This is a genomic window from Actinosynnema sp. NPDC023587, from assembly GCF_040640215.1.
Lineage (GTDB): Bacteria > Actinomycetota > Actinomycetes > Mycobacteriales > Pseudonocardiaceae > Actinosynnema.
The window spans coordinates 386420-404712 of record NZ_JBFABG010000004.1 but is presented as its reverse complement, the minus strand read 5'-3'; the positions used below and the strand labels follow the sequence as shown (position 1 = coordinate 404712).

Here is an 18293-nt window from a genome sequence, read left to right as displayed (position 1 = left end):
GGTTTTGGGGCTGGAAGTGTGCGGGCGGGCAGGCGGGGGAGCCGCGTTCACGACCACGCTCGCCGCTGGGCAGGCCGCCAGGGGAAGGGAAAAGCGTCGTGTTCTCCCCGTACGGCCTGGACGGAGACAACCACCCTTGGTCAGGTGGTGCAAGCGGAAAGTGTGCTTGCACCACCTGACCAAGCGCGGTTCGCGGTGCGCAGGCCGTACGGGGAGAACACGACGCTCGGTGCTCTGTTTCACGCGTAAAAGCACCCCCGCCGACAGGGGGGAAGTCGGCGGGGGTGCTTGTGGTCGCGCAGCGCGGGGGGGACGCGCTATGCGCGAGCTCGATTGCCGGTCACGAGGCGGTAGATGCCCAGGACGACCAGCGAGCCGAGGATGGCCAGTAGCCAGGTGCTGAGGCTGAAGAACGTGTTGATGTCCGTGCCGAAGAGCGCCTGGCCGATGAACCCTCCGACGATCGCGCCGACAATGCCCAGCAGCATGGTGATGATGATGCCACCGGGGTCGCGGCCAGGCATGATGGCCTTGGCGATGGCGCCTGCGATGAGGCCAAGGATGATCCAACCCAAGATGCCCACGAAGGGTCTCCTTCCTGATGGCCGTCACGAGCGGAATCCGTAGCGGCTCTTGATCAGGGGTTGCCCACGTTTGGGTCAAGCCACTCCTGCGTTACCGTTATGTGACCTGAGTACCGCTGTGTGGGCTATCAGGTTGGTTCCGGAAGAATGGTTGGTGATGAGCACACCACGTACGGTCCTGGTCCTCGGGTCCACCGGGTCGATTGGTACCCAGGCCCTCGACGTCGTCGCCGCCAACCGGGAGCGCTTCTCCGTGGTCGGGCTGGCCGCGGGCGGGTCCGATCCCGCCCTGCTGGCCTCCCAGGCCGTGGAGTTCGGGGTCTCCGCCGTGGCCGTCGCCAGGGCCACGGCGGTCGAGGACGTGACCCTGGCGCTGTACGCCGAGGCGCAGCGGCGCGGGTACTCGTCCGGGCAGTTCAAGCTGCCCCGCATCTTCGCCGGGCCGTCCGCGATGGTGGACCTGGTCGACGCGGTGCCCGCCGACGTGGTGCTGAACGGGATCACCGGGTCGATCGGGCTGGAACCGACGCTGCGGGCCCTGGCGAGCGGGGCCACGCTCGCGCTGGCGAACAAGGAGTCGCTGATCGCCGGCGGGCCGCTGGTGCTCAAGGCGGCCCGGCCCGGTCAGATCGTGCCGGTGGACTCCGAGCACTCGGCGTTGGCGCAGTGCCTGCGCGGCGGGCGGCGGGACGAGGTCGGGCGGCTGGTGCTGACGGCGTCCGGCGGGCCCTTCCGGGGGCGGTCGCGGGCCGAACTGGCCGGGGTCACGGCGGCCCAGGCGATGGCGCACCCGACCTGGTCCATGGGCCCGGTCATCACCGTCAACTCCGCGACCCTGGTCAACAAGGGGTTGGAGCTGATCGAGGCGCACCTCCTGTTCGACGTCCCCTACGCGCGGATCGACGTGGTGGTGCACCCCCAGTCGGTCATCCACTCGATGGTGACCTTCGCGGACGGCTCCACGCTCGCGCAGGCCAGCCCGCCGGACATGCGGCTGCCGATCGCGCTGGCCCTGGGCTGGCCGGAGCGGGTCCCCGGCGCGGCTGCCGCGTGTACCTTCGAGGCACCGACCGCCTGGACCTTCGAACCGCTGGACGACTCCGTCTTCCCCGCGGTCCGGCTGGCCCGGGAGGCGGGCTCCGGCGGGGGCTGCCTGCCCGCCGTCTACAACGCCGCCAACGAGGAGGCCGTCGCGGTGTTCCTCGGCGGTGGCACGTCTTTCACGTCCATCGTGGACACGGTGGAGCGGGTGCTGGCGGAAGCGGGCGGGTGGGCTCGCGAGCCCTCTGACGTCGCCGAGGTGCTCGCCGCCGAAGATTGGGCCCGGACGCGGGCGCGGGAACTCGTGGCCACTTCGGTGGGGTCTGGAAAGGTCTGAACCGTGGTCTTCTTCCTGGGCATCCTGCTCTTCGCCCTCTTGATCGGGATCTCGATCGCGCTGCACGAACTGGGCCACCTGGCCACCGCGAAGATGTTCGGCATGAAGGTGACCCGGTACTTCATCGGGTTCGGGCCGAAGATCTGGTCGTTCCGGCGCGGCGAGACCGAGTACGGGCTGAAGGCGATCCCGGCCGGCGGGTTCTGCGAGATCACCGGCATGACCGCGCTGGACGAGGTGCGCCCCGAGGACCAGCACCGCGCCTTCTACCGGCAGAAGACGTGGAAGCGGGTCGTCGTGCTGAGCGCGGGCTCCGTCACGCACTTCATCCTCGGCTTCCTCATCCTGTACTTGATGGCCGTCTTCATCGGGATGCCCAACCTGCGCAACACGGCGGTCATCGAGGAGGTCGCGCCGTGCGTGCAGAGCGTCGGCAAGCCGGACTGCGCCCCCGGTGACACGTCGCCGGCCGGGCAGGCCGGGTTCCGGCCCGGTGACGAGATCACCGCGGTCGGCGGGGTGGCCACGCCCACCTGGGCCGAGGTCCTCAAATCGACCCGCGACCGGTTCGGCACCACCGACTTCACCGTCCGGCGCGGCGACCAGACGCTGACGCTCACGGTGGACGTGGCCCGGGTCGACCGTGAGTACCAGCGGACCGACGGCTCGAAGTACACGCGGGAGGTCGGTGCCATCGGCGTCGTGCAGCAGCGGGAGTTCGAGTACAACGCGATCACCGGCGTCGGAGCCGCTGTTTCGTACACCGGCGACATGTTCGAGAACACGTGGAAGGGCCTGCTGAAGTTCCCGGAGAAGATCCCGGCCGTCGTCAAGGCCATCGGCGGTGCGGAGCGGGACATCGAGTCGCCGGTCAGCGTGGTCGGTGCGTCGCGGCTGGGCGGCGAGGCCGTCGAGCGGGGGCTGTGGCCGTTCTTCTGGCTGATGCTGGCCGGGCTGAACTTCTTCGTCGGCGTGTTCAACCTCCTGCCCCTGCTGCCGCTTGACGGTGGTCACATCGCCGTCAACCTGTACGAACGGGTGCGAAACTGGATTCGGAAGCTGCGCGGGATGCCCGCCGGCGCGCCGGTCAACTACCTGCGGCTGCTGCCGCTGACCTACTTCGTGATCTTCGTCGGTGGCGCGGTGACGCTGCTGACGGTGACCGCGGACATCGTGAACCCCATCCGGCTCCAGTGATCCTCGCGACGGTGAGAGGTGTTTTTTCATGAGTGACGGCGTGATGCTCGGGATTCCGGCATTGCCGCCTCCCGTGTTGTCCGAGCGGCGCAAGACCCGGCAGTTGATGGTCGGGTCGGTGGGCGTGGGCAGCGAGTTCCCGGTGTCGGTCCAGTCGATGACGACGACGGTGACGGCGGACGTCAACGCGACGTTGCAGCAGATCGCGGAGTTGACGGCGGCGGGTTGCGACATCGTGCGGGTGGCGTGTCCGTCCCAGGACGACGCGGACGCGTTGTCGGCGATCGCGCGGAAGTCGCAGATCCCGGTGATCGCGGACATCCACTTCCAGCCGAAGTACGTGTTCGCGGCGATCGAGGCGGGGTGCGCGGCGGTCCGGGTGAACCCGGGCAACATCAAGAAGTTCGACGACAAGGTGCGCGAGATCGCGGCGGCGGCGCGGGACCGGGGGACCCCGATCCGGATCGGGGTCAACGCGGGGTCGTTGGATCCTCGGTTGATGGCGAAGTACGGGAAGGCGACACCGGAGGCGTTGGCGGAGTCGGCGCTGTGGGAGGCGTCGTTGTTCGCCGAGCACGACTTCCACGACCTGAAGATCTCGGTGAAGCACAACGACCCCGTGGTGATGGTGCGGGCGTACGAGCTGCTGGCCGAGCAGTGCGACTACCCGTTGCACCTGGGCGTGACCGAGGCCGGTCCGGCGTTCCAGGGGACGATCAAGTCGGCGGTGGCGTTCGGCGCGCTGTTGCGGCAGGGGATCGGGGACACGATCCGGGTCTCGCTGTCGGCTCCTCCGGTGGAGGAGGTGAAGGTCGGCCACCAGATCCTCCAGTCGCTCAACCTGCGGCCCCGGAAGTTGGAGATCGTGTCGTGCCCGTCGTGCGGTCGGGCCCAGGTGGACGTGTACACGCTCGCGGAGCAGGTCACGGCCGGCCTGGAGGGCATGGAGGTGCCGCTGCGCGTGGCCGTCATGGGCTGCGTGGTGAACGGGCCGGGGGAGGCGCGTGAAGCCGACCTGGGTGTCGCCTCGGGCAACGGCAAGGGCCAGATCTTCGTCAAGGGCAAGGTCATCAAGACCGTGCCCGAGCACCAGATCGTGGAGACGTTGATCGAAGAGGCCATGCGGCTCGCCGAGGAGATGGGTGAGGCTGTCGAGGGTGGCGGGGAGCCGGTGGTGACCGTCGGCTGAGCCGATGGGTGTGTGCTGTCGGCTGAGTGGTGCGGGGTTACCGTCGGTTGGGTGGCGAACGGACTACCGTCGGTTGGGTGATCGCCGCCGGCTGAGCTGAGCGGGTGGCTGACGCGCGTGGAATGCGTTCTGTCTGGCAGGCTTGAACCGTGTTGAGGCTGGCCGGTGCGCGGCTCCTGGACGAGCGGGACCTGAACGAGGTCCTCGCGGTGCTGGCGAACGACCCGGTGGCCTCGTGCATGGTGGCCGCGCGCGTCGAAGTGGCCGGGTTGGACCCGTGGCGGCTGGGTGGCGAGGTGTGGGCCTACGACCACCGCTCGCTGCGCGGCGGGCGGGTGGACGCCCTGTGCTTCGCCGGGCCCAACCTGATCCCGCTGGCCGGCAACGCCTCCGCCCTGCGCGGCTTCGCGGACCGGGCCCGGCGGCGTGGGCGGATGTGCTCCTCCCTGGTCGGGCCCTCCGAGCAGGTGCTCGGCCTGTGGGAGGAGCTGGCCCCGGACTGGGGCCCGGCGCGCGAGGTGCGCGGCGACCAACCGCTGATGGCGTTGGGCGGCAGTCCCTCCGTGGCGGCCGACCCGTTGGTGCGGCCGGTGCGCCCGGACGAGTTGGACCGGTACCTGCCCGCGGCGATAGCCATGTTCGTCGAAGAGGTCGGGGTCGACCCGTGCGCGGACGACGGCGGTGCCTCCTACCGGGCCCGGGTGGCCGAGTTGATCGCCGGCGGGCGGGCGTTCGCCCGGTTCGAGGGTGGCGACGTGGTGTTCAAGGCCGAGATCGGCGCGATGTCGGGCGAGGTCGGGCAGATCCAGGGCGTCTGGGTGCGACCGGACCGGCGCGGGCACGGCATCGGGACCACCGGGACGGCCGCCGTGGCGGAGCGCCTGGTGCGCGGTCTGGGCCGGACGGCGTCACTGTACGTGAACAGCTACAACGACGTCGCGAAGGCCGCGTACCGCAAGATCGGCTTCTCCCAGGTGGGGCAGTACGCGACCGTGCTGTTCTAGTGGTTGGGCATACTCGCACCGTGATGCTTCGGAAGACCGCCTTGGCCGTCGTCCTGCTGCTGGTGCTCGGTGGGTGCGGGCTCTTCTCGTCCCGGCCGGGGCCCGACCAGGTCGCGGGGGACTTCCTCGGCAAGGTCGCGGGCGGTGACGTCGGCGGCGCGGCGGCGTTGACCGACGACCCGGGCAAGGCCGAGGAGCTGCTCGACAAGGTGCGCGAGGTGCTGAAGCCGGCCGCCGTCCGGGCTTCGGTGCAGCAGGTGCGCTCGGCCGGGGAGTCGTCGACGGCGGACGCGACGGCGAAGCTGGAGTGGGACCTCGGGCACGACCGGGTGTGGTCCTACGACACGAAGTTCGACCTCCGGCGCGAGGAGGACACCTGGAAGGTGCACTGGGCACCTTCGCTCGTGCACCCGAAACTGGCCGCGCAGCAGTCGATCGGCTCGACGGTGGTCGAACCGGCCCTCGCGCCTGTGCTGGACCGCGACGGCGTGGCGCTGCTCTCGCCCGAACAGGTGGTGTCGGTCCTGCTCGACCCGGCGCAGGCCGGTGACCTGCCGGCGGTCGCGGGCGCGCTGGCCGGCGCGCTGGGGCGGATCGAGCCGGCCATCACCGCCGCGTCCATCGCCGACGGCGTGGCGAAGCTGCCCGCCGGGCAGGTCTACCAGGTGGCCGCGCTGCGGGACGCCGACTACCAGTCGGTGAAGGCCGCGATCTACGAGCTGCCGGGCGTGCGGTTCACCACCCGGACGTCGTTGCTCGCGCCCGCGCGGGACTTCGGGTCGCAACTGCTGCCGGCCGTGCGCAAGGCCGTCGAGGAGGAGATCTCGGGCCGGTCCGGGCTGCGGATCTACACCGTGAACGCGGCCGGCACCGAGGTGGAGGACCTGCACGACGTCGCGGCCGAGCCGGCGCAGGCCATCCAGACCGGGATCAGCCGGACCGCGCAGACGGCGGCGGAAGACGCGCTGGAGCCGATCGCCGAGCCCGCGATGCTGGTGGCGCTGGCCGCGTCCACCGGCGAGGTGCTGGCGGTGGCGCAGAACAAGCCCGCCGACGAGCAGGGCGCGATCGCGTTGACCGGGCGCTTCCCGCCGGGCTCCACGTTCAAGATCATCACCGCGGCGGCGGCGCTGGAGGGCGGGACCCCCGCCGACTCCCCGCAGCCCTGCCCGGGGCGGATGACCATCGACGGGCGGCGGATCGTGCCCAACGACCACGACTTCGACAAGGGCACCATCCCGCTGCACTCCGCGTTCGCGTTCTCCTGCAACACGACGTTCGCGCAGATCGCCGCCGGGCTGCCCGCCGACGCGCTGACCAGACAGGCGGACAAGTTCGGCCTGGGCGTCGACTTCGAGATCCCGGCGATCACCACGATCACCGGCTCGGTGCCGCCCGCGACGGACGTGGTGGAGCGCGCCGAGGACGGCTTCGGCCAGGGCAAGCTGCTGGCCAGTCCGTTCGGGATGGCGCTGGTGGCGGCGACCGTGGCGAAGGGCTCGATGCCGACGCCGGTGGTGCTGCGGGGTCGTGAGACGAAGGTCGGGCACCAGCCGGCCGCGCCGACGCCGGCGGTGCTGGAGCCGCTGCGGGCGATGATGCGCGAGGTGGTCGAATCGGGCACCGCGCCGCAGTTGCGGCCCTTCGGGGACGTGCGGGGCAAGACCGGCACGGCCCAGTTCGGGGACGGCACGAACTCGCACGGCTGGTTCGTCGGGTACCGAGGCGACGTCGCGTTCGCGACCCTGCTCCTGGGCACCAACTCCTCGGCACCGGCGGTCGACGCGTCGGCCCGGTTCCTCGGCGCGCTCGGGTAACTCCGAACGGGCGAACACCGGGGAGGTCGCCGCGCCTGCCGCGTCCCCCGGGACGTCCGGCCGGCCACAATGCGGGCACACCGCGCATGCGGAGTCACGGTGAGCCGTAATGTGTCGGGCATGTCCGTGCGTGCCGCCCTGGAGCCAGGTGAACTATCCCCGCGTCGACCGGTGCCCGCCGAAATCGAGCGGCCCGAGTACGTGGATCGGAAGGAACCCCGGCGCAACACCGACCCGTGGGTGCAGCCGCCCGAGGTCATCGAGGCCATGAGGGTGGCCGGGCGGTTGGCCGCCCAGGCGCTCCAGGAGGCCGGCAAGGTCGTCGTGCCCGGGGTGACCACCGACGAGATCGACGCCGTCGCGCACGAGTTCCTGTGCGACCACGGCGCGTACCCGTCGACCCTCGGCTACCGGGGCTTCCCCAAGTCCTGCTGCACCTCGTTGAACGAGGTCATCTGCCACGGCATCCCGGACTCGACCGTCGTCCAGGACGGCGACATCGTGAACATCGACGTCACCGCGTTCATCGGTGGGGTGCACGGCGACACGAACGGCACCTTCCTCGCCGGGGACGTGGCCGAGGACGTCCGGCTCCTCGTCGAGCGCACCCACGAGGCCACCATGCGGGCCATCAAGGCGGTCAAGCCCGGCCGGCAGCTCAACGTGGTGGGTCGGGTCATCGAGGCCTACGCGAACCGGTTCGGCTACGGCGTCGTGCGCGACTTCACCGGTCACGGCATCGGGCGGACGTTCCACAGCGGGCTGGTCGTGCTGCACTACGACGCGCCGCACGTGCCGACCCTGATCGAGCCCGGCATGACGTTCACCATCGAGCCGATGATCACGCTCGGCGGCATCGAGCACGACGTGTGGGAGGACGGCTGGACCGTCACCACCCGCGACAAGAGCTGGACCGCCCAGTTCGAGCACACCATCGTCGTCACCGACAGCGGCTCGGAGATCCTCACCGTGTGCTGAGCTCGGCCACCAGCTCCGCCAGCGGGCCCGCGACCGAGGCCGGCTCGGACGCCGCCGCCAGGTGGTGGCTGTCCAGTTCGCGCACCGGCCAGCCCAGGTCGCGGGCGGTGGCGAACGGCCGGCGGTAGGCGTCGCTGAGCCGCAGGTACCCGCACGGCCCGGTCCACGCCACGGTGGGCCGGGGCTCCTTGAGGAAGGCCAGCGGCACCTCCGGCTCCTCGCCGACGATCTCCTCCAGCAGGCGCACGTCCGGCACCATCGCGGACAGCTCCTCCGGCGCGTACCACCGGTCCCAGCGGGGCATCAGACCGCCCCGCGAGATCGACTTCAGGTGCGCCATCCGGTCGTCCGGCGCGTCGTCGCGCCAGCTCCGGCCAGGTGCGGGCAGGTCCGCGTCCAGGAACACCAGACCGGTGACCGGGGTCTCCAGGGCGTCCGCGAACGCGGGCAGCAGCGGGCCGGCCCCGCTGTGCCCGACCAGCACCAGCTCGCCCTCGACCAGGGAGTCCTCCACGGCGTCCGCGAACCCGCCGATCAACCGCTGGTGGACGGGCGCGGCGTTCACCGTGACCCGCACGTCCAGCAGCAGCACCGGCCGGCCGAGCGCGTCGAGCTCGTCGGCCAGCGGCCGGAGGCTCGCCGGACCCAGGTAGGGGCTGTGCACCAGGACCGTGGTGGCGGGGGCGGAGTCCATGACGTGGATGATGTCAGCCGGGACCGACAACGAGGGGGTTTTGCGGACGGTGGGCGGTGCGTTGTTGATCGCCGGGACGACCTCGGACGCGGGCAAGAGCGTGCTCGTGGCGGGGCTGTGCCGCTGGTTGGCCCGGGAAGGTGTCCGGGTGGCCCCGTTCAAGGCCCAGAACATGTCGAACAACTCGGTGGTCACCGCGGACGGCGGCGAGATCGGCCGGGCGCAGGCGGTGCAGGCCGCGGCGAGCGGGCTGGAGCCGAGCGTGCGGTTCAACCCGGTGCTGCTCAAGCCGGGCGGTGACCGCACGTCGCAGGTGGTGGTGCTGGGACGGGCGGTGGGCGAGGTGTCCGCGCTGTCCTACCGGGACCGCAAGGCGTCGCTGATGACCACCGTGCTGTCCACGTTGGACGAGCTGCGACGGGATTTCGAGGTCGTGGTGTGCGAGGGGGCGGGTTCGCCCGCCGAGATCAACCTCCGCGCGAACGACATCGCCAACATGGGCCTGGCCCGCGCCGCCGACCTGCCGGTGCTGGTGGTCGGCGACATCGACCGGGGCGGGGTGTTCGCGCACCTGTTCGGGACCGTGGCCCTGCTCGACCCGGCGGACCAGGCGTTGGTGGCCGGGTTCGTGGTGAACAAGTTCCGGGGTGACCCGGCGCTGCTGGAACCCGGCCTGCGGCAGTTGCACGAGCTCACCGGGCGGCCGGTGCTCGGCGTGCTGCCGTGGCGCGAGGAGCTGTGGCTGGACGCCGAGGACTCGCTGTCCTACGCGGCCGACGGCGTGATCGGCCGGCCCTCGCCGCCGCGCGGTGACCAGTGGCTGCGGGTGGCGGTGGTCCGGCTGCCGAGGATCTCCAACGCGACCGACGTCGAGGCGCTGGCGGCCGAGCCGGGCGTGTCGGTGCGGTTCGTCACCGAGCCGTCCCGGCTGGCCGACGCGGACCTGGTCGTGCTGCCCGGCTCGAAGGCGACCGCGGCGGACCTGGCCTGGTTGCGCGCGACCGGGCTGGCCGACGCGATCATCCGCCACGACGGCCCGGTGCTGGGGATCTGCGGCGGGTTCCAGATGCTCGGCGGGCGGATCGAGGACGAGGTCGAGTCGCGGGCCGGCGTGGTCGCGGGGCTGGGCCTGCTGGACGTCGACTTCCGCTTCGCGGCGGCGAAGACCCTGCACCGCCCGCACGGCTCGGCGCTCGGGGAGCCGGTGCGCGGCTACGAGATCCACCACGGGCAGGTCGTGCGGCGAAGCGGTGACGGGTTGGTGGTGCTGCCGGACGGCACGCCGGAGGGCGTGCTGGCCGGACGCGTGGCGGGCACCCACTGGCACGGCCTGCTGGAGAACGACGCGTTCCGCCGGGCGTTCCTGCGGTGGGCGGCCGGGCACGCGGGGCGGGACGGCTTCCGGCCCGCGCCGGACACCGACTTCGCCGGGCAGCGGGAGGCGCAGCTCGACCTGCTGGGCGACCTGGTCACCGAGCACCTGGACCTGACGGCGGTGCGCGCGCTGGTGGAGCGGGGCGCGCCGGCGGGGCTGCCGGTCGTGCCACCGGGCGGCGCGCCGCCGATCACCTGACCCCGGAGCGCCGGGGCGGGTGCTGGGGGCGTGCCGGTGCCCGGTCCGGTGGTCGGATCGCGGATCGCGTGACCGGCAGGCGTCGTCCGGTGCGCGTGACCACCAAGTCACGCGGGTGCACCGGTCGGTCGCCGTCGGGTCCGGATCATCGGCCACCGGGGACGCGGCAGGCGTCCGTTCGACCGCCAAGTCGGCATTGCCGCTCGCCGGCGTGGGCCCGGTGGCCGCGAACGCGGCCCATCGGAACTCGGGGAGTCCGTTCGGAAGCCCGCCAGGGAATCCACTGGGGAACCCACGGGGAAATCCGCCGGGGCAGATCCCGTTACGGGACTGCCACGCACGCGGACAGGTGGGGGGCCATGCACTCGATCCACTGCTGCACGGCACACCTCCACTCACCAGTAGGCACTGGAGTGAACGTACCGCCGGGACCGCCGGAGATACGTACTCCGCTCGGTCGATGCTCGCTACGACTCGCGCACGAGAACGGTCCAGCCGTCCTCGCCGGGCTGTTCCGACCACCCGTTCGGCCACTTGCGCCGCAGGTCAACGGCCTTGGCTCGGGCTCCGGCCAGGGACGCCGGGGTGTGCACGCCGAAATCCGTCTCACCGGAAAAACACGCGCCCCGGAACACCGATTCGCCGAAGCCGACCCGGCGGAAATCCGCGAGACCGCGGAATTGTGCCTCCCGGAAGTCCGCGTGATCGACGAATTCCGTGCCGCGGAACGTGGCCGGCCCGACGAACGTGGTGCCCACGAACGCCGCCCGGCGGACCTCGGCGTGGGTCAGCGTCAGCTTCACGAGCGTGGCGTGCGACAGGTCCAGCGAGACGTCCGACCAGAACACGTCCGGCCGGTCCGGCCGCAGGTGGCCGGTGAGCAGGGTCAGCGCGGTCTGCCGCACCTCCTGCTCCTGGAACCGCGCGGTGTCCCGGGGTCCGGGGCCGCGCGTGCGCAGTCCCGGCGGCGGCGTGAACGGCATCCGCAGGTAGGCGCACACCAGGTGCACGATGGTCTGCCGGTGCGCCGGGTTGTCCTGCGCGAGCCGCTCCAGCGCGTAGAGCCCGGCCAGCCGGACCGGGGCCTTGTCGCTGCCCAACTGGTCGGCGGCCTTCCCGTACAGCTCGGTGACCCGCCGCTCGGTGGCGTCGTGGTCCTTCTGCGCCAGGTCGAGCTCGGTGGACCGCTGTCGGCGCGCCGTCAGCAGCAGCGCCGCCGCGCCGCCCGCGCCGAGCACGAGGCTGGACGCCGTGCGGACGACGTCCAGCCGCACGCCGTCCTCCGGCGCGCCGGACCCGAGGGTGGCCAGCAGCAGCACGATCGACCCGGCGGCGAGCACGAGCAGTCCGATGCCCCAGCCGGCGATCGTCCTCGGCGACAGCACCCGATGCTCCACCGACCCACCCCAGCGCAAGCGTGATCATCCGTCAATCACCGGTTCGGGCAAGGGAATTAGGCTCTTGTGGGTGATTTTGCCGCACGTTCCGGTGACGATCCCGGGTGTGGGGAGCCGTCGGTCACGGGACCGACAACGGGACCTGGTCCGGGAGCGGGCGCGGTGCGGGTGTGTGGATGGTGGCCGCCGCCATGCCGATGATTACCAGCGCCGCCGCGCCCAGGCGGACCGGGGAGACCTGCTCGTCCAGGAACAGCCAGCCGGAGAACATGCCCGCCACCGGGACCAGCAGGGCGAACGGGACCACCGTGCTCGCGTTGTGCTCGCGCAGCAGGAAGCCCCACACGCCGAAGCCGAAGAGCGTCGAGACCCACGCGACGAACAGCAGGGACGTGACGCCGGCCCAGGTGGCACCGCTCAGCGCGTCGACGATCGCGGTCGGGCCCTCGAAGATCGCGGACAGGGCCAGCAGCGGCAGGGTCGCCACCGCGCTCACCCAGACGATGAAGCTCAGCGCGTCCGGCGGCTTGGCGTAGCGGGTGGCCACGTTGGACAGACCCCAGGCGATCGCGCCCAGCACGACCAGCAGCAGCGCGGACAGCGGGCTGGTGAGGCCGTAGTCCAGCGCGATCAGCACGATCCCGGTGGCGGCGACGCCCATGCCGACCAGTTGCACCGGGCGCGGCCGTTCCTTGAGCAGCACCGTCGCGAAGGCGATCGTGAACACGACCTGGCTCTGGAGCACCAGGGACGACAACCCGGCGGGCATCCCCGCGCCCATGCCCAGGAAGAGCAGGCCGAACTTGGCGACGCCGAGCGCGAAGGCGACCGCGACCACCCACTTCCACGCCACGCGCGGCCTGCCGACGAACCACAGCGCGGGCACGGCCGCCGCGAGGAACCGCAACGAGGAGAACAGCAGCGGTGGGAACTCGTCCAGGCCGACCTTGATCACGACGAAGTTGATGCCCCAGATGGTGGTGGTGAGCACCGCGAGCGCGGCGTGGCTGGGTTTCACACTCCCGAGTCTTGGCGGTGGAACCGTTTAGCACCAGCGATTGCTTCTGAAGCTATGAGTTAAGGAGCGCTACACTATGGTGGGGTCATGCTCGATCTCGGCAGGTTGCGGGCCCTGCACGCGGTGGCCCGGCACGGCTCGGTCGGCGCGGCGGCCACCGCGCTCGGCTACACGCCCTCGGCGGTGTCCCAGCAGATCGCCAAGCTCGAACGCGAGACCCGCACCACGCTGCTGGAACGACGGGGCCGGGGCATCGCGCTGACCGACGCGGCGCACCTGCTGGCGGCGACCGCCGACCAGGTGTTGCGGCTGGTCGAGCACGCCGAGGTCGAGTTGGAGGAACAGCGCGGTGCGGCGGTGGGCGAGCTGCGGATCGGCGCGTTCGCCACGGCGGCGCGAGGCTTGCTGCCGGCCGTCCTCGTGGCGCTGGCGCGCGACCACCCGGCGCTGGACGTGCGGCTGGTGGAACTGGACCCGCCGCCGGCGATGGGGGCGGTGGCGCGCGGCGAGCTGGACCTGGCGGTGACCCACGACTGGGACAACGCGCCGCTGACCGTGCTGGACGGGTTGTCCCGGGCGCGGCTGGGCGAGGACTTCGCCGACGTGCTGCTGCCGGTCGGGCACCCGCTGGCGGGCCGGGAGTCGGTGGTGCCGGAAGACCTGGCCGGGGAGCGGTGGATCTGCCAGCCCGAGGGCACGATCTGCCACGACTGGCTGGTGAACACGTTCCGGGCGGCGGGGATGGAACCCGACCTCGTCTTCCGGATCGGGGAGTACGAGACGCAGCTCGCCCTGCTGGAGCGCGGGGTGGGGGTGGCGCTGCTGCCCCGGCTGGGACGCGGGGGGCTGCCCGCCGGAGTGCGGGCGGTGGCGTTCACGCCGACCCCCACGCGGCGGGTGTACGCGATGTGGCGCACGCAGGCCGGTCGGCGACCGGCGGTGGTGGCGACGCTGGCGGCGTTGCGCGGCTGTTGGGATGAACGTTCGACCGCGTGAGTAACGATCGCGCATCGGGCTGTTGCGACCGGGGGCGGTGTGACGACTTCCGGGTGGAACGGCTGATCACCCGGCCGTTTCGCAGGCCGCACACCAGGGGACCTCCCAAGGCACTTCCGCCGCCGTGGGAGGTCCCCGCCCTGCGTCAGGCCGCTTGTCGGCGGTGGTGGGTTCGTGCGGGTGGGTGCGGTTCGGTCAGCGGTCTGTGTGCCGCTCCAGCAGTTCCTCCAGGAAGCCGCCGGCCTCGGCCGCGGCTCGTGCGGGGTCGCGGTCCCGGACGGCGTCGAGCAGGCCGCCGTGGGAGACCTGGTCGTCCTCGTGGTCGGTGTCGACGGTCGCCGTGATGCTCGCCCGGACGGCCTCGGTGAGCCCTTGGTAGAGCTCGGCCAGCAAGGTGTTGTGCGAGCACTGCACGAGCAGCACGTGGAACGCGGCGTCGCGCTCCACCAGGCGTTCCCAGTCCTTGTCGGCGAGGGCCGCGTCGCGTTCCGCGAGCAGCGCCTCCAGTCGGCGCAGTTCGTCGTCGGTGCGCTGGGCGGCGGCCAGGCGTGCGCCCTCGACTTCGAGCGTGCGGCGCACTTGGAGCACGTCGCGCAGCTCGCTGCCGCACAGCCGGCGCACCGCGCCGGACAGTTCGCTGGTGGCGCGCACGAACGTGCCGTCGCCCTGGCGGACCTCCAGCAGACCGGCGTGGGACAGCGCGCGCACCGCCTCCCGCACGGTGTTGCGGCCCACGCCGAGCGCGGTGACGAGCTCCGGTTCCGGCGGGATGCGCTGGCCGACCGGCCATTCGCCGCCGGCGATCGCGTCCCTCATCTGGTCGATCACCTGGTCGACGAGTCCGGCCCGTCGGGTAGTGGCCAACGGCACAGCGTCATCCTTTCATCCGAACATCCTATGTCTGTAATAGTAATCCGGTGACGACCCAGCAGACCCAGCCAGACCGGACACCGATGGTTCACATTGCCACTGATGCCAGTGCCAACGCGACGATCGCGGTCCATCCTTCTGGTAGTCCTGCTGCTCCGGTGGTGCGGAACCGCCAAGTTGCCCTGGTCGGCAGCACCCTGTTGGCGATCGGCGTAGCGCTCGCCGCCGCCAACCTGCGTCCGGCGGTCACCAGCCTGGCCTCGGTGCTGGGCGACGTGCGGACGTCGCTGGGGGTGTCCACGGCGTGGACGTCCGTGCTGACGGCGGTACCGACGCTGTGCTTCGGGTTCGCCGCGTTCCTGGCCCCCTGGCTCGGCCGGCGGCTGGGGATGGCCCGCGCGGTCGCGCTCTCCCTCGTGGTGCTGACCGCCGGGCTGGTGCTCCGCGTGGTCGACGGACCGGCGGTGGTGCTGGGCGGCACGTTCGTCGCCTGCGCCGGGGTCGCGGTCTGCAACGTGCTGATCCCGGTGGTCGTCAAGGATTCCTTCCCGGGCAAGGTCGGTCTGATCACCGGCGTGTACACGGCCGCGCTGGCGGCGGGCGCGGCGTTGGGGGCCGCGTTCACCCCGGCGCTGGAGTCGGCTTTCGGGTCGTGGCGGCTGGCCGTGGGCGCGTGGGCGTTCCTGTCGGCGGCGGCGCTGGTGGTGTGGCTGGCCGGGGCCCGGCACGGCGAGGTCGTCCGGTCCGCGCCGGTCCGGACGGGCGCGCGGCGCTCGCTGGTGCACAGCCCGCTGGCCTGGGTGATCACGGTGTTCTTCGGCTTGCAGTCCCTGCTGGCGTACACGGTGATGGGGTGGCTGCCGCAGATCCTCGGCGACGCCGGGGTGGACCGGACCACGGCCGGGTTGCTGCTGGCGATCACCATGGTGCTGGGCGTGCCGGTGAGCCTGATCGTGCCGCCGCTGGCGGCGCGGAGGAAGAGCCAGTCCGGGCTGGTGCTCGGGTTGGGCGTCCTGTCGGTGGCGGGTGTGCTGGGCCTGGCGCTCGCGCCCGCTCTCGCGCCGGCGCTGTGGGTGGTGCTGATCGGCGTCGGGATGGGGATGTTCCCGCTGGCGCTGGTGATGATCTCGTTGCGCACGTCGTCCACAGCGGACACCGCCCGGCTGTCCGCGATGGCGCAGAGCATCGGGTACCTGATCTCCGCTTCCGGGCCGTTCGCCTTCGGGGTGCTGCGCGGGGCCACCGGGGATTGGACGCTGTCGATGCTGGTCCTGGTGGTGCTGCTGTTGCTGCTGACCGGGCTGGGGTGGGTCGCGGGGCGTCCTCGTACGGTGTGAGGGCGTGCGGTCGGGGTGGCTTTCGGAGATGCAGGGTCATTCGTGACCTCGACTGCTCGACGCAGCGGGCGGACATTTCTCGGCATGGTGTGGAGGTCAGGCGAGCAGTAGTCGCCTGACGGTCGGCAGGTCGCGCAGATCTGCCAACACGTCGTCGGCTCCGGCTTTCCGCAGTTCGTCCAGGTCGCTCTGCCCGCCGGCGACCGCGATCACCCGCGCGCCCGCCGCTCGGGCCGCCTCGACGTCTCGCGGCGTGTCACCGATCAGCACGGTGCGGAGTCCGGTGAACTCGGCTCCGACGCGTTCAGCGGCCCGCGCTCGCGCGATGTCGACCAATTCCGCCCTGTCCCGGTGATCATCGCCGTAGGCGCTGCATTCGAGGTCCACGTACTGGTCCAAGGCGAACACCCGCAACTTCACGCGCGCCACGGCGCGGAGGTTGCCGGTCAGCACGCCTTGCCGCACAGCCGGTTCTTCGGCCAGCGAGGTCAGTGCTTCCCGCGCCCCCGGCAGCACTCGTCCTCGCTCGGCCAGTTCCTCGCGACCCGCCTCGTAACTCGCGGTCAACGCGCGGGCCAATCGGTCCACGTGCTCGGTGGTGGGCTCGATCCCGTGGAGAACGAGGGTTTCCGCGATGATGTCCAACTCCGTCCGCCCGCTCACCTCGGCGAGTTCCGCGAACGGCCGACCGAACACGAGAGGCAACGCACGCTCGTACATCTCGCGTCCCATTCCGCGTGATTGCAGAAGTGTGTGGTCGATGTCCCAGAGCACGAGCACCCGAGGCGTGATCATGATCCCCAGTCTGTCACCCGGTTTCAGGGTCATGTTCGACGCGAACAGGGTCACCAGGGCGGCACTCCCGGCGGGCCTCCGATCGGACTTCGCGATCGCCAAGGCGATGGGACTCGACCGATCGACGGTGAAACGAGTCAGGACCGGTGAAATCCGGCCAGGAGGAGAGTTCATCACGGGCACACTCCGGCCGACCCCCAGGGGCTCGGCCACGACGTCGAGCGCAGGATCGCCCCGCCTGACGCAACCCGGCAGCATCAAGCACCACCGAACGACGCTGCGCAGCCAAAGCACTTTGTCCCATCCGGGGAGAACGTGACTCGCCGGAGTTGGGTATGGGTGCCCGGGGTGTGGTTTCAGGGTTTGCGGCCTACGCCTACGTAGGCGCTGATGTAGGCGTCGGCTGAGTCTGCGTGCCACTCCGACAGGGGGACCACGCCCGGGGGGACCACGTCCAGATCGGTGAAGAAGGCGGCTACTTCCTCGCGTGAGCGGAAAGCCAGGGGGCTGTCCGTTCGGCGGTAGATGGCTTTGATCCGTTCCGAATCGCCCAGGCCGTCCGCGTGGATGCCTTCCAGGCTGCCGTGGGAAATGGCCAGGTAGCTGCCTCTCGGCAGGGCCGCGCGGTAGCGGGCCACGGCTTTTTCCGGGTTGTCCGCGTCCGGCACGAAGTGCAGCACCGCCACCATCAGCAGGCCGATCGGGCGGGTGAAGTCGAGCATCGCCCGGACTTTGTCGTTGTCCAGCACCGAATCCGGGTCGCGCACGTCGGCTTGGATCGCGGTGGCGTCCGGGTTGTCCGCCAGCAGTGCCGTGCTGTGGGCGACGGCGACCGGTTCCACGTCGACGTAGACGACTTTCGCGTTCGCGGTGGACTGCTGGGCGATTTCGTGGACGTTGCCGACCGTCGGGATGCCCGAACCCAGGTCCAGGAACTGGTCGATGCCCTGGGCCAGCAGGTAGCGGACCGCTCTGCGCAGGAACGAGCGGTTGGCCCGTGCGGCTCCCGCCATGCCGGGGAAGATCTGCTCGACGGACTGCGCGGCTTCGCGGTCGACCGCGAAGTTGTGCGAGCCGCCCAGGTAGTAGTCGTACATGCGAGCTGCGCTCGGGCGGTCCAGGTCTACCGAGGACGGGACCCAGCTTGCCTGCTCCATGTCTTCCCTCCGGTTGCCGACCCGCGTGATCGTTCCCGGGGGACAAACCGGGCACAACCTCTGAATGGGCGGTCGCCGAGTCTGCCAGGCGGCGGTGTTCCGCCGACGCGATCGGCTCGGTGGGGGATCGGCGTGTTTTCCCGACTTTCCGCAGCACCCCGGGAAACGGGCGTCGGTGCGGACGTGGTCGACAGGGCCGGGGTGGAATTCGTGGAGTTTGGTCGGTTGGCGGTTTGCCGTTGTCGAGACTGCGGTGACGACCTCGTACTCGGAGGCGGTGATCACGGCGGTGATCACGGTGGTGCGCAT

The 18293-nt window shown here is 71.2% G+C and carries 16 protein-coding genes; 9 read left to right on the top strand and 7 right to left on the bottom strand.

What is annotated here, in order from left to right:
- Positions 1-317 precede the first annotated feature (317 nt).
- Entirely contained in the window at positions 318-584 is a 267-nt protein-coding gene (locus AB0G01_RS14190; RefSeq protein WP_015104411.1) for a GlsB/YeaQ/YmgE family stress response membrane protein, read from the bottom strand.
- A 157-nt stretch (positions 585-741) separates the two neighbouring features.
- On the opposite strand from AB0G01_RS14190, the gene dxr reads away from it, so the two are divergent.
- From dxr to map, 6 genes are all read left to right on the top strand, one after another.
- On the top strand, positions 742-1962 hold the full coding sequence (gene dxr / locus AB0G01_RS14185) for a 1-deoxy-D-xylulose-5-phosphate reductoisomerase (protein ID WP_360944396.1): 1221 nt from the start codon (positions 742-744) through the stop codon (positions 1960-1962).
- 3 nt (positions 1963-1965) lie between these two features.
- Positions 1966-3159 (top strand): site-2 protease family protein, encoded by a 1194-nt coding sequence (locus AB0G01_RS14180; RefSeq protein WP_360944393.1) that lies wholly within the window; start codon positions 1966-1968, stop codon positions 3157-3159.
- 28 nt (positions 3160-3187) lie between these two features.
- Complete coding sequence (ispG, locus tag AB0G01_RS14175; protein ID WP_360944390.1) at positions 3188-4348, top strand: flavodoxin-dependent (E)-4-hydroxy-3-methylbut-2-enyl-diphosphate synthase; 1161 nt, start codon at positions 3188-3190, stop codon at positions 4346-4348.
- A gap of 149 nt (positions 4349-4497) precedes the next feature.
- Positions 4498-5352, top strand: coding sequence for a GNAT family N-acetyltransferase (locus AB0G01_RS14170; RefSeq protein ID WP_360944387.1), 855 nt, complete (start codon positions 4498-4500; stop codon positions 5350-5352).
- A gap of 23 nt (positions 5353-5375) precedes the next feature.
- A complete protein-coding gene (locus tag AB0G01_RS14165; RefSeq protein ID WP_360945256.1) occupies positions 5376-7169 on the top strand; it encodes a penicillin-binding transpeptidase domain-containing protein in 1794 nt (597 codons plus the stop codon).
- Positions 7170-7289: 120 nt separating this feature from the next.
- Positions 7290-8147: a type I methionyl aminopeptidase gene (gene map, locus AB0G01_RS14160; RefSeq protein WP_360944384.1), complete on the top strand. Its 858-nt coding sequence runs from the start codon at positions 7290-7292 to the stop codon at positions 8145-8147.
- Here map and AB0G01_RS14155 read toward each other — a convergent pair.
- The gene (locus AB0G01_RS14155) at positions 8134-8841 is read right to left on the bottom strand and encodes a hypothetical protein (protein ID WP_360944381.1); all 708 of its coding nucleotides are present in this window, start codon (positions 8839-8841) and stop codon (positions 8134-8136) included. The genes map and AB0G01_RS14155 overlap by 14 nt on opposite strands.
- A 7-nt stretch (positions 8842-8848) precedes the next feature.
- Between AB0G01_RS14155 and AB0G01_RS14150 the strand changes: the two genes are divergently transcribed.
- Entirely contained in the window at positions 8849-10414 is a 1566-nt protein-coding gene (locus tag AB0G01_RS14150; RefSeq protein WP_360944378.1) for a cobyric acid synthase, read from the top strand.
- Between the two features lie 467 nt (positions 10415-10881).
- Here the strand turns inward: AB0G01_RS14150 and AB0G01_RS14145 are convergent, their stop codons facing one another.
- Together AB0G01_RS14145 and AB0G01_RS14140 are read right to left on the bottom strand one after the other, a co-directional pair.
- On the bottom strand, positions 10882-11811 hold the full coding sequence (locus AB0G01_RS14145) for a pentapeptide repeat-containing protein (protein ID WP_360944375.1): 930 nt from the start codon (positions 11809-11811) through the stop codon (positions 10882-10884).
- 121 nt (positions 11812-11932) lie between these two features.
- Positions 11933-12829, bottom strand: a complete 897-nt coding sequence (locus AB0G01_RS14140; protein ID WP_360944372.1) for an EamA family transporter — start codon at positions 12827-12829, stop codon at positions 11933-11935.
- Between the two features lie 87 nt (positions 12830-12916).
- Between AB0G01_RS14140 and AB0G01_RS14135 the strand changes: the two genes are divergently transcribed.
- Positions 12917-13825 carry a LysR family transcriptional regulator gene (locus AB0G01_RS14135; RefSeq protein WP_360944369.1) on the top strand — a complete coding sequence of 303 codons (909 nt, stop codon included), beginning with the start codon at positions 12917-12919 and terminating at the stop codon, positions 13823-13825.
- 195 nt (positions 13826-14020) lie between these two features.
- Here the strand turns inward: AB0G01_RS14135 and AB0G01_RS14130 are convergent, their stop codons facing one another.
- The gene (locus tag AB0G01_RS14130) at positions 14021-14695 is read right to left on the bottom strand and encodes a FadR/GntR family transcriptional regulator (protein ID WP_360944366.1); all 675 of its coding nucleotides are present in this window, start codon (positions 14693-14695) and stop codon (positions 14021-14023) included.
- Between the two features lie 158 nt (positions 14696-14853).
- Between AB0G01_RS14130 and AB0G01_RS14125 the strand changes: the two genes are divergently transcribed.
- Positions 14854-16032: an MFS transporter gene (locus AB0G01_RS14125; protein WP_360944363.1), complete on the top strand. Its 1179-nt coding sequence runs from the start codon at positions 14854-14856 to the stop codon at positions 16030-16032.
- Positions 16033-16128: 96 nt separating this feature from the next.
- Here the strand turns inward: AB0G01_RS14125 and AB0G01_RS14120 are convergent, their stop codons facing one another.
- Positions 16129-16827, bottom strand: coding sequence for a haloacid dehalogenase-like hydrolase (locus tag AB0G01_RS14120; protein ID WP_360944360.1), 699 nt, complete (start codon positions 16825-16827; stop codon positions 16129-16131).
- Between the two features lie 356 nt (positions 16828-17183).
- On the bottom strand, positions 17184-18293 hold the full coding sequence (locus AB0G01_RS14115) for an SAM-dependent methyltransferase (RefSeq protein WP_360944357.1): 1110 nt from the start codon (positions 18291-18293) through the stop codon (positions 17184-17186).